The sequence below is a fragment of the Anabaena sp. UHCC 0399 genome (assembly GCF_034931465.1).
In the GTDB taxonomy this organism is placed as follows: domain Bacteria; phylum Cyanobacteriota; class Cyanobacteriia; order Cyanobacteriales; family Nostocaceae; genus Trichormus; species Trichormus minutissimus.
Window position 1 is genome coordinate 95947 of the sequence record NZ_JAYGGZ010000011.1, and the last position, 11589, is coordinate 107535.

10 protein-coding genes are annotated in these 11589 nt (G+C 40.2%); 4 read left to right on the forward strand and 6 right to left on the reverse strand.

The window, feature by feature from the left end:
* The first annotated feature begins 28 nt into the window (after positions 1-28).
* On the forward strand, positions 29-1438 hold the full coding sequence (locus VB693_RS08620) for an AAA-like domain-containing protein (protein WP_323265898.1): 1410 nt from the start codon (positions 29-31) through the stop codon (positions 1436-1438).
* A 133-nt stretch (positions 1439-1571) separates the two neighbouring features.
* Here the strand turns inward: VB693_RS08620 and VB693_RS08625 are convergent, their stop codons facing one another.
* Complete coding sequence (locus VB693_RS08625) at positions 1572-1985, reverse strand: hypothetical protein (RefSeq protein WP_323265899.1); 414 nt, start codon at positions 1983-1985, stop codon at positions 1572-1574.
* 382 nt (positions 1986-2367) lie between these two features.
* Between VB693_RS08625 and VB693_RS08630 the strand changes: the two genes are divergently transcribed.
* A complete protein-coding gene (locus VB693_RS08630; protein WP_323265900.1) occupies positions 2368-4539 on the forward strand; it encodes an AAA-like domain-containing protein in 2172 nt (723 codons plus the stop codon).
* Between the two features lie 30 nt (positions 4540-4569).
* Here the strand turns inward: VB693_RS08630 and miaB are convergent, their stop codons facing one another.
* Positions 4570-5934, reverse strand: coding sequence for a tRNA (N6-isopentenyl adenosine(37)-C2)-methylthiotransferase MiaB (gene miaB / locus VB693_RS08635; RefSeq protein ID WP_190700965.1), 1365 nt, complete (start codon positions 5932-5934; stop codon positions 4570-4572).
* Between the two features lie 185 nt (positions 5935-6119).
* Here miaB and VB693_RS08640 point away from each other — a divergent pair, with 185 nt between their 5' ends.
* Positions 6120-6356: a hypothetical protein gene (locus VB693_RS08640; RefSeq protein ID WP_323265901.1), complete on the forward strand. Its 237-nt coding sequence runs from the start codon at positions 6120-6122 to the stop codon at positions 6354-6356.
* Positions 6357-6441: 85 nt separating this feature from the next.
* Here the strand turns inward: VB693_RS08640 and VB693_RS08645 are convergent, their stop codons facing one another.
* The 4 genes from VB693_RS08645 to VB693_RS08660 all read right to left on the reverse strand — a co-directional run bounded on the left by VB693_RS08645 (position 6442) and on the right by VB693_RS08660 (position 9328).
* Complete coding sequence (locus VB693_RS08645) at positions 6442-7854, reverse strand: carotenoid oxygenase family protein (protein WP_323265902.1); 1413 nt, start codon at positions 7852-7854, stop codon at positions 6442-6444.
* A 53-nt stretch (positions 7855-7907) separates the two neighbouring features.
* On the reverse strand, positions 7908-8318 hold the full coding sequence (locus VB693_RS08650) for a PIN domain-containing protein (RefSeq protein ID WP_323265903.1): 411 nt from the start codon (positions 8316-8318) through the stop codon (positions 7908-7910).
* On the reverse strand, positions 8315-8515 hold the full coding sequence (locus VB693_RS08655) for a type II toxin-antitoxin system VapB family antitoxin (RefSeq protein WP_323265904.1): 201 nt from the start codon (positions 8513-8515) through the stop codon (positions 8315-8317). The genes VB693_RS08650 and VB693_RS08655 overlap by 4 nt, the downstream gene beginning before the upstream one ends.
* Positions 8516-8623: 108 nt before the next feature.
* Complete coding sequence (locus tag VB693_RS08660; RefSeq protein ID WP_323265905.1) at positions 8624-9328, reverse strand: rhomboid family intramembrane serine protease; 705 nt, start codon at positions 9326-9328, stop codon at positions 8624-8626.
* Positions 9329-9443: 115 nt separating this feature from the next.
* Here VB693_RS08660 and VB693_RS08665 point away from each other — a divergent pair, with 115 nt between their 5' ends.
* Positions 9444-11567 carry a tetratricopeptide repeat protein gene (locus VB693_RS08665; protein ID WP_323265906.1) on the forward strand — a complete coding sequence of 708 codons (2124 nt, stop codon included), beginning with the start codon at positions 9444-9446 and terminating at the stop codon, positions 11565-11567.
* The last annotated feature ends 22 nt before the right edge of the window (positions 11568-11589 follow it).

Here is an 11589-nt window from a genome sequence, read left to right on the forward strand (position 1 = left end):
GATAGATAGAATTCCCATTTTAATCGTCATGCTTTTTAACTTAGATGAGGCAATTAAAGTCGCTAACCAAGCAGTCATGACAAAATTTTTAAGAAAGTTAAGTGATATTGAAATAATCATCCTTAAAGGGGCTTGGGAAAGAGAAGAATACGATCACATTGCAGCCAAACACAAGTATGCAACAAGTTATATTAGTCAAGATGTTGCACCGAAACTGTGGAAATTACTGTCAGATTCTCTAGGAGAAAAAGTCAAAAAAAGTAATTTTAAGGAAGCATTGAAACGGAGTTGGGAAAAGCGAACTACATCGGAATATTACTTATCAAGCAAAGAATCAATGATTGCTAACGGCAAGCAGCTTAACACCAAGTTTGTGAAAACCGCCTCTGCTCTAAATGTAACCCAAAATGAACAAAGCTTTGCAGATTCACAATTTTATGTAGATCGCTATTCCTTGGAATCGCTATGCTATGAAAGCCTATTACAGCCTGGTTCTCTCATCCGGATTAAAGCACCTAAACTCATGGGTAAAACATCCTTAATGGAACGGGTGTTGGCTAAACTAGCAAAGCAGGATTATCGCACAGTCAGTTTAAGCTTGGAGATGGCAGATAGAAAAATTCACTGCACCAACCTGAATAAATTTTTGCGTTGGTTTTGTCTCAATCTCAGTCGAGAACTGCACTTACCCAATCAGATAGATGAGTATTGGGATGAAGAGGGTATAGGTGCTAAAGTCAGCTGCACAACCTATTTAGAGGAATATCTCTTAGCTGATGCTGACACTCCCCTAATTCTCTGCCTAGATGATCTAGACGTGCTTTTCCCTTATCCTGAAGTTTATGAAGACTTTTTTGGGTTGTTGCGTTCTTGGTATGAAAAAGCCAGAAGCCGCCAAAACTGGAAAAAACTGCGATTAGTTATCGCCCACGCCACTGATGTTTATATCCGCTTGAATATTAATCAGTCGCCTTTTAATGTAGGATTACCCATTGAGTTACCAGAATTAACTAGAGAGGAAGTTCAGGTATTTGCCCGACAATATGGATTAGCAGGAGATTCATATTTAGTAGACTCCTTAATGCAATTGGTAGGCGGTCATCCTTACCTGTTACAAATGGCATTTTCTCACCTCAAAAGTTATCCTGATGTGACCCTTGAGCAATTGTTAGTAGAAGCCATAACAGATGCAGGAATTTATCGCCATCATTTAAGAGACTATTGGTTGAGTTTGCAACAAGAACCAAAACTGATGGCAGCATTCCAAACGGTAATTACTTCTACAAAACCTGTGCGATTGGAAACAACATCAACTTATCAATTGCAGAGTATGGGATTAGTAAAGCTTGCGGGTAATGAAGTAGAACCACGCTGTCATTTGTATCGTAATTATTTTAGTGATGTTATTAAGCTTCAGGTGAATATAAATGTATTATAGCGTTTCCTCATCATATGAGGTACATCATAGTCCCCTAATCGCTTGTGGGGCTAAGGTATACACACAAGTCCTATTCGTCCTCAAGCTACTGTGAACTGTCAAGAATCGCCGAGGTTCTACCTCGGTGAGGATGTCAAAGTGGACTGAATATTAAAACATCGAACATTTCAATAGTGGGATGGGATGGAGGATTAGGGACAGTCTGGGACGAGGGAGAAGTTGTAACACTGTATGTGAGAGTGTAATAAGCAGCTTTTGCAAATCTTGCAGTTCCTAAATTTATATTAAAACTACCTACTTTCAGCTCACCAATCAAGTCATAAATATCTAAAAATGATGGGTTGTCTTCATCCCATAGCTTGACTGTAGCATTATGATTGAACTCATATGACTTGCCTAATAACCAGGTATCTCCCTGCTTCATATTATTCCTGAGTTGAACACGCTGGTTCCCGTCAGTGAAGACTTCCAGAAGAGTTTTGTCACCGCCGAAATAGTATTCGGTTTTATCACATCTGAGGGTATGGAGAATAATTTTACGAGCCATACAGATATAACTCCTTAAACGCGATAAATGAAGCTTCTCCAACCGTCAAAATTAGGTTTGACAGACCAGTAGGATTATTTAACTTCTGGGACTTGCTACAGTTGGGTTCTCAATCCCCGACGGTATCCCTTCCCCGGAGCAATCACCAAAATGGCTTTAATTTTGGATTTAAATATCGTTAGTTGTGGACTAAATAATATTTTTCTAGTATGTTTGAATTTTTCAATTAATATTTAAGTTAAAATCAGGACTTTTAAAACTCAGTTAAATTCAGTTAATTTTAGTTAAATTCAGCTACTTCATTGAGGTGCGGCTATGCAATGGCACGAAATCATGTGAGAATTAACACTGAAGAAGGTCTTAAGCGTGCCACCAAATATCAATGTTTGCCAAATTCAACGCCACCTATCGATATCAGCCAGGTGGTAGTCTCCCGCCTGATGATCCTACTTATGTAGTACGACAGGCTGACACAGAGCTTTACGAAGGATTATTAGCTCTTGAGTATTGTTATGTCCTCAACGCTAGACAAATGGGGAAATCTAGCTTACGAGTCAGGACTATGGATAAGTTGCAAACTCAAGGTATTGCTTGTGCTGAAATCGAATTAAGTGGGATTGGTAGCCAGCAAATTACGGCCTCCCAATGGTATGGCGGGATTATTCAGGAATTGGTAAGCGGTTTTAAACTAAAAATACATCGGCGCAGTTGGTTAAAAGAACGGGATGATTTATCTCCTGTCCAGTGCTTAAATGAATTTATTGAAACGGTCTTGCTGAACCAGATTCAGGAGAAGATTATCATCTTTATTGATGAAATTGATAATGTGCTGGGTTTGAAGTTTCCCACCGACGAATTTTTTGCCTTGATTCGCCACTGCTATGAAAGCCGAGCGATAAAACCAGCCTACAGACGGCTATCTTTTGCTTTGTTAGGAGTAGCTTCACCTTCAGACTTGATTCAAAACAAACATTATTCTACTCCCTTTAATATTGGCCGAGCGATTGAATTACAAGGATTCCAAATCAAAGATAGCGAACCTTTAGTAAAGGGATTAATTGGGAAAGTTAGTTATCCAGAAGCTATCTTAAAAGAGGTTTTATATTGGACTAATGGACAGCCATTTCTCACTCAAAAACTGTGTTGGTTAATTGTCAATCACTGCAATAACAACACAGAATCTTCTCCCCCTCAAGAGGGTGAAATAGCACAGTGGGTTGAGCAAATTGTCCAGAGCCAAATTATCAATAATTGGGAGACTCAGGACGAACCAGAGCATTTAAGAACAATTCGCGATCGCCTGCTTCGCAATACTCCCAAAACTATCCAATTATTGCAATTATATCAACAGATTCTACAACAGGGAAAAATCCGCTTTGAGAAATTACCTGAGTACCTAGAATTGTTCTTGTCGGGACTTGTCGCGCAACATCAAGGACATTTAACAGTTAAGAACCCCATCTACGATAGAATTTTTAATCTGGTTTGGGTAAATCAAAAGCTAGCATTGCAAATTGTTAATTCGGTCAATTCTCCCTGTTACCCAAGTGGTGCAATTCCTCTAGAATCTCCATTTTACATAGAACGAGCTGCGCTGGAAACTCAAGTTTGCGAAGAAATTAGAAAACCTGGTGCTTTAGTGCGGACTAAAGCACCTAGAGAAATGGGTAAAACTTCTTTATTACTAAGAACCTTGGATTATGCTACTCGTCAAGGCTACCGCACTGTTAGCTTAAATCTAGAACAAATTGACGACGTAATTTTGAATGATTTGAATCGATTTTTGCGCTGGCTGTGTGCAAATATCACTCGTCAATTAAAACTTGAACTGAAACTAGACGATTATTGGGATGAAGATATCGGCAGCAAAATTAGTTGTTCCCTCTATTTCCGTAATCATATATTAAAGCAAATTGATACTCCTCTCGTTTTATCTTTAGATGAAGTCCAATATCTCTTTGAGCATCCTTTGGTAGCAAAAGATGTTTTACCTCTATTTCGTTCGTGGTATGAGGAAGCTAAGAGAGAACCCATCTGGCAAAAGCTACGGCTGATTATTGTTCACTCTACGGAGATTTATGTACCTCTCCAGTTAAAGCAATCTCCATTTAATGTAGGTTTACCAATAGAGTTAAGCAGTTTTAGTCTAGAGCAGATTCAGCAGTTAGCTCAACGCTATGGACTCAACTGGACTAAGGGACAGGAAGCTACAGAACTGATGGCGATGGTAGAAGGACATCCATCATTGGTACATATGGCTATATATCATCTTAGTCGCGGGGACATTACCTTTACTCAATTCCTCGATACAGCAGCTACATCAACCGGAATTTATTCACATCACTTGCAGCGTCATCAAGTAATATTACAAGAACAACCTGAATTAGCAAAAGCATTAGATACAGTCATCAATGCTCAAGAACCGATATCTTTGGATGCAATCATGACTTATAAACTCAGTAGCATGGGACTGATCAAACAGTTAAGAGATAAAGTAATCCCAAGTTGTGAATTATATCGGCAATATTTCATATCCAGAAACAACAAACGATAGAGGAAATAGACAGAAATTTTTCATTTTTTTCTAGACTGGCAAAGCTTGTCGTACTTCTACGGGTTCACCAGTCAAGCTAAAAGCGCGAACTTCGGTGATTTTCACCTTTACTAATTGCCCTTTTAGTTGATTAATATCGCCAGTAAAGAAAGTCAGACGATTACCTCGGATGCGTCCCATGACCTGGGTTTTATCTTTGAGATTTTGGTCTTCTACCAAGACTTCCTCAATGCGTCCCATGTAACGCTGCGATCGCTCGGCTGCTTTGACGTTAACTAAATGGTTTAATCTTTGTAGGCGATCGCTTTTCACTTCTTCACTCAGTTGATTGTCCCACAATGCGGCTGGTGTACCTGGGCGAGGGGAATAGGCGGCGGTGTTCAACAGATCAAAACCGATATCTTCTACCAATTTCAAGGTATTTTCAAACTGTGCTTCTGTTTCCCCAGGGAAACCAACAATGGCATCGGCACTAATTGACGCATCTGGCATATATCGGCGAATAGTGTCAATAATGCGGCGGTATTTTTCGTGAGTGTAACCCCGCGCCATCACTTTTAATAGTTCGTTATCTCCAGACTGGAAAGGAATATGGAAGTGTTCGCAGACTTTAGGCAATTCTGCACAAGCTTTAATGAGTCTCTCCGTAAAATAACGGGGGTGACTGGTAGCAAATCTGAGGCGTTCAACTCCCGGCACATCATGGACGTAATACAATAAATCTGTAAAGTTGTGCAGGTGTCGCCCTTCTAGTGTTGCTCCTGGTAAATCTCGCCCGTAAGCATCAATATTTTGACCAAGGAGGGTAATTTCTTTATATCCTTGCTGTCCCAATTCTGCCATTTCGGTGCGGATAGCTTCCGGTGTGCGGGATTGTTCCACACCGCGCACATTGGGTACTACACAATAAGTGCAGCGTTCATTGCAGCCGTAAATCACATTTACCCAAGCTGTCACAGTGCTATCCCGCCGCGCTTGGGTGATATCTTCCATAATGTGGACGGCTTCAGTCGCCACAACTTGATTACCTGCAAACACCGACTCTAGTAAATCTTGCAGACGGTTGGCGTGTTGAGGCCCCATGACTAAATCTAATTCCGGTACTCGCCGTAATAGTGCTTCGCCTTCTTGTTGAGCAACGCAACCAGCAACGACTAAAGTTAAGTCTGGCTGCTCATGTTTGCGCTTGGCTTGTCTACCGAGGTAAGAATAGACTTTCTGCTCGGCATTATCCCGAATGGTGCAAGTATTGTAGAGAATCACATTGGCATTGTTGGGATCTTCGACAAACTCAAAACCCATGTCTTCTAATATGCCAGCCATGCGTTCTGAGTCGGCTTTATTCATTTGGCAACCGAAGGTAGTAATGTGATAGCGGCGTTTAGCAGTGGTCATGGGTAATTGCTGAGTGAGCGTGATGTTAAATATGCTTTATTTTCTTCTCTATTCTATTATGATTCAAAATTTAAAATGAATTTAGATAATTCATGTCTTTAGTTAGAGCTAATAACATAACTGCCGACAGTAGAAAAAAATATCAATGTATCTCAATATATGGTATTACGACAAAAAATTATAAAATGCCTAATACTTCTGTTGATCAAGAACAACATCTCCAGTTCAAGTGGAGCATTCCGCTTCCTTCAGAACAGTACCTAAATTATCGAATCGTCATCTATTTTTTCAGTGACGGGCTATGGATACCAATTAAGTATTGTCACTTATCTAAAGCAATTGAAATTTATCACACGGGAGTATTTGAAGCTGCTAAAGAACTTTTAGTCTTTCCTGTCGATTTAGACCCTAATATTTTTTGAGATAACCCAGATTCCGCACTACGTACTGCTACGCAAACGCCCACCCCATCTCTAATCTGATTAAAATCAAATTAGTTGGAGTAGTTCACGCTGGTTTCCAAGTGCCGTGGAAACTGTGGGGGATAACGCTGGGTAATTCAAGTTTGCAGACGGGTTCTTCGTCTAGGTGATCGCTATCATATACCCAAACTTCGCTACGGTGAGAATTGCCATCATATACCACTGTTAACAGCCAATCTTGGGCGAGAATGGGTTCTGAAGGGTAGCAGTTTTCGCCTAGGTTTGCTTCAGTGAGAGTTTGGGTCTTGTGGTCGAAGCGGGCGATCGCGTTTAATATTTCTTGGCTCATATCTGTACCTGTCCGAGATATGGACATATAAGTGTAACGTGAAGCTTGTCCTACATTGGGTTTTGGTACAAGGGGAAATTCACAAGTGCGGTCTAATAATGTTTCAATGGCTATCACTCTACCTGTTTGGGGTTGCAGTTGTACTCGCGTTAATGTGGTTTCAGCCAGAGTATGAGTTTTACCTGCGGCTACCTCCCTGAGATATTGGTTAGTTTGAAAGTCTTGATAACGGGCAAAATCTATAATGACACTGCCACTAGCATCAACGTAACCGTTAGCAAAATGCCATTGATACCAAGGTTCTGTTTTACCACGACTGACTAAGGTTAATGTCTCCCGGTCAAATACTAAAATCTCCGTACCTGATTCGGGTTGCCATTTCATCGAGTCGCTGTAAGTCTTGAACCCGAAAAGCACAGGAAAAATATTTATCTGCACTGGTGGCGCAAAAAAGATGAGATATTGCCCAGCTAAGACAAAATCATGAATTACTGGAAACCCTTCTAATGTAAACTTGGCTTTTTGCAGAATCTTGCCAGTAAAGTCACTCTTATAAATATTCAGAATGGCATTGATGCTGGGAGTAACGCCAAAGTTAAAAATTTCCCCTGTGTGGGGGTCAACTTTGGGATGAGCTGAATAGGGTACACCTTGATCTAGACCGCCTAAATTATCTAAACCTTGAGTTTCTAAAGTTTCGAGGTTTAGGGCATGAGGGTTATTACCTTCCCACAATGCTAAGAGTTTATCAGGTAACGCTAACACTGAGGTATTAGCAGCATTTTTTACCGGCCTGCGCCATTGATTCCAAATCGCACCGGGTGCAGCCATGCCATAATTGCCATACAAGAATTTCCCGGCTGCGGTTTCTGCTTGATAGCCAGTAGTCTGCACGTAGCGATAAACTGCACTAGCACCAGCATCGGTAAAATTGACTGCAAGAATTGCCCCATCACCATCAAACCAGTGTCCAACGCGGACACCACCTCGTTCTAGTCTGGCTGCACCGTTGCGGTAGAGTGTCCCACGCAAGCGATCGGGGATTTTACCAGAGATAATTGGTAGTTGCGTCAGGGGAAATTCTTTGGCTGGTTCTGTTATTGCACCTGCCCAAGCTTTTTTAGTTGACTTTTTATCAATTGTCTGCATCTATACTATTTCCTAATTATCATTTCTTCCCAAAAAGTTTGTAAAGATGTTGTCTAAGCGTCAACAGACAAAAGCTTTATAGGGATATGTACCCGAAAAATCTGAAAATCATTGTCAGTGGTGAGGATGCTGTAGCTTCGACGATGGGCAACTGCACAAATCAAAAAATCAGTATTTGAACCCTGGATGCCATTACTGCGGCAGATATTGAAAAACTCTGCGGCGAGTTCGTAGTCTTCAGGTATGAGTTCTAAATCGGGGAAAGCTCGGAGGTAATCCCGCAGACGGGTAAACTGTTCAAAACTGCGGATTCCAGAAAGAATTTCTTGGCGAATCCCGCCTAGCAAGGCAACCTGGTCGTCAGTGATTAAATTTTGCAATAGTGTGATGGCAGGGGAAGAATCAGGTGGCGTTCTTCGACGCAGAGCCAATGACCAAACAGAAGTATCAACAATAACACTCATGTTTGGTGACGTTGTTGCTTGTAGTCATAGCTTCCATCATAATCGATAGTGCCAAAGAGGTCTAATACTTTGAGCCGCTTACGACGTTGAATATATTCGCGAAGTGCTGTTTCCACCAGAGAATCAAGATTCTCCTGATCGTCAAGTGCTAATACCTCTTGCAGTAAGGCTTCGTTTATGTTGAGTGGTGTAGCCACAATCAATTTTGATCCAACAACTTATTAAATAGATGGTAGCGCACTCTCTCTTTTGGCTGCTTTCAAAAGTTAGGAGCGATCGAATACTCAACTAAGAACCCCTATCAATTAGTATAATTTTCTCAATCGCATATAAGCAGCACCCAGAATCATACCTGCTAACTGCATCCAGTAGGCCAATGTAGGTTGATTTACACCCGATGGGGGAATGTTTAAACTGCCTATACCATAGAATAACTGTTGAATAAACCACCAAAATAAGTAAAAATAAGCGGGTAATTGCATTGGGATATAGACAAAAATTAGAGGTAAAACACTATCTATTTTGGCTTTAGGAAATCTGATGACATAAGCCCCTAAAATAGCTGCGATCGCTCCATTTGCCCCAATCAGTGGTACTGTTAAACTCGGCTCTACTAAAATCTGTGCTAACCCTGTTAAAATACCCGTAATTAAATAAAATGCTAAATAGCGACCATGCCCTAAGATATTTTCTAGAGACTTGCCAAAAACCCACAAAAATAGCATATTGCCCAAAATTTGGCTAAAACTACCGTGTAGAAAAATAGCAAATATCAGAGAAAATAAACTTCCCACCACCACAACCCAAGCCGCCGGATTGACAAATATAGCATTATTTAAAGCTGTAGTAATTTGCCCTGGGACTAAACCACAATTCTGGATAAAAGCACCTAATTCACCACCAATTTCTAATTTAATTTCCCAGAAAAACATCAAAATATTAATACCAATCAACCAATAGTTGACAAACGGTTGTTTATAAGTGCGTAAGTTATCACTAATAGGAATCATTGAGATTAGTTATTAATCATTAGTTTTATTCTTGTCCCCAGTCCCCAGTCCCCAGTCCCCCAAACCTATGGCAAGATTGGAATCAGATTGCAATGCACTCAATTAGGTACACTGGATGCTAGGAAATACACTTGTTGGACGATACCAGATTATTAACCACTTGGGAGGAGGGGGATTTGGTGAAACTTTTGTGGCTTCTGATACCCATTTACCTGGTTCGCCTAAGTGTGTTGTCAAAAAGCTCCAACCTCAATCTAAAGATACAACTACTTTAGAGATTGCGCGGCGTTTATTTGATACGGAAGCTCAGGTATTATATAAATTAGGTACGCACGATCGCATTCCTCAACTTTTGGCTTACTTTGAGGAAGATGCGGAATTTTATCTGGTACAGGAACTTGTCCCCGGTTATAACCTCAGTCAAGAAATCACACCGGGAAAAACTTACTCCCAAGGGGAAGTCACAAAACTGTTACAGGAAATTCTCATCATCCTGGAATTTGTCCATCAGCAAAATGTGATTCACCGTGATGTTAATCCGCGTAATATCCTGCGGCGTGAGGATGGTAATTTAGTTTTGATTGACTTTGGAGCAGTTAAACAAATCACAACCCAGATAATTAATACCGCAGGTCAACCTAAATCTACTGTGGTGATTGGTACACCCGGTTATATACCAGGTGAACAAGCACAAGGAAACCCCAAATTTAGCAGTGATATTTATGCGGTGGGGATAATTGCTATTCAAGCACTGACGGGTTTATCGGCTAGCCAAATAGAACAAGACAGCGAAACTAATGAAATTATCTGGCGTAATCATGTGACAGTTTCGCCAGAATTTGCTGATTTTATCGACAAAATGGTTCGTTATGATTTCCGTCAACGTTATTCTACAGCTACCGCCGCCTTAGCTGCATTGGCAGAATTAACTCAACCGTCATCGCCTCCTCAAGCTGTAACACCAAATTTAGCACCCAAAAAAGTTAAATTTCTGCAAAATAAGCAAGGTATATTACTCAAGATTTTATTGGCAATCTTATTAATGGGTTTAACTGGTGTGGCGGCAAGATTTATTATTAATAGTGTCAATACTAATAATGCTACAGAATTATCTAATAAAGGTAATACATTTTTTGAGTTACAACGCTATGAAGATGCACTAGTAGCTTACCAAAAAGCTGTAAATATTAGACCAGATTTCCCTCAAGCTTGGCAGGGAAAAGCTAAAACTTTCACACAATTGCAGCAATATCAAGCAGCATTGACAGCGTATGATAAAGCCATTCAACTCCAGCCAAATTATCTAGAAGCTTGGACTGGTAGAGGTTTAGCTTTGCAAAAATTACAGAGATATCAAGAAGCGATCGCCTCTTTTGACAAAGCTTTAAAACTTAAGAATGACTCCCCAGAAATTTGGAATAATAAAGGCGAAGCTTTCAGTAACTTAAAACAGTATGACAATGCAATCAAGGCTTATAATCAAGCTCTAGTGCTAAAACCAGATGATTATATAGCTTTATATAATAAGGGTTTAATCTTACAAAATTTAAAGCAATACGAGGAAGCGATCGCAGCTTATAAAAAAGCTGTAGAAATCCAACCGAATTATGTAGGAGCATGGTATAATTTGGGTAATTCCCTAGTCAATTTAAAACGCTATGAAGATGCTATCAAAGCTTATAATCAAGCAGTAAAATACAATACAAATTATTACGCGGCTTGGTTATCAAAAGGGAATATTTTAATTATTTTGCGTCGTTATCCAGAAGCGATTGAGGCATTTAATCAAGTCTTGAAAGGTAATTCTAATAACTATCAAGCGTGGTATGGTAAGGGTTGGTCACTACACCAAAACCAAAGTTATGCAGAAGCCATAGAAGCTTATAATCAAGCCGCCAAAATTCAGCCAAAGAATTATCAGGTTTGGTATAGTTTGGGCAATTCTCAATACAATTTACAACAATACGAAAACGCGATCGCTTCCTATAGTCAAGCAGTACGCCATAAACCAAATCACTACGAAAGTTGGTACAGCCGAGGTAATACGTTGTTTAATCTGCAACGTTACAAAGAGGCGATCGCGTCTTATGATCAAGCTATTAAACACAAGCCCAATGATCAGCCTGCAATCAATGCACGGAATGAAGCCCAAGTACAATTGGACGCAACAACGCCTCAGCCTATAACTTTACCCACTATGCCTAATGCTGAGTTTACTATACCTGCATCCGAAAATTGATCTGGAATTTTGAATGCAAAAA

Bases quoted from the DNA above. Each gene is read 5' to 3' on its own strand.
- miaB (WP_190700965.1), bottom strand. From the start codon at position 5,934: ATGACCACTGCTAAACGCCGCTATCACATTACTACCTTCGGTTGCCAA.
- VB693_RS08630 (WP_323265900.1), top strand. From the start codon at position 2,368: ATGTTTGCCAAATTCAACGCCACCTATCGATATCAGCCAGGTGGTAGT.
- VB693_RS08660 (WP_323265905.1), bottom strand. From the start codon at position 9,328: ATGATTCCTATTAGTGATAACTTACGCACTTATAAACAACCGTTTGTC.
- VB693_RS08640 (WP_323265901.1), top strand. From the start codon at position 6,120: ATGCCTAATACTTCTGTTGATCAAGAACAACATCTCCAGTTCAAGTGG.
- VB693_RS08650 (WP_323265903.1), bottom strand. From the start codon at position 8,318: ATGAGTGTTATTGTTGATACTTCTGTTTGGTCATTGGCTCTGCGTCGA.
- VB693_RS08665 (WP_323265906.1), top strand. From the start codon at position 9,444: ATGCTAGGAAATACACTTGTTGGACGATACCAGATTATTAACCACTTG.
- VB693_RS08620 (WP_323265898.1), top strand. From the start codon at position 29: ATGCTTTTTAACTTAGATGAGGCAATTAAAGTCGCTAACCAAGCAGTC.
- VB693_RS08645 (WP_323265902.1), bottom strand. From the start codon at position 7,854: ATGCAGACAATTGATAAAAAGTCAACTAAAAAAGCTTGGGCAGGTGCA.
- VB693_RS08625 (WP_323265899.1), bottom strand. From the start codon at position 1,985: ATGGCTCGTAAAATTATTCTCCATACCCTCAGATGTGATAAAACCGAA.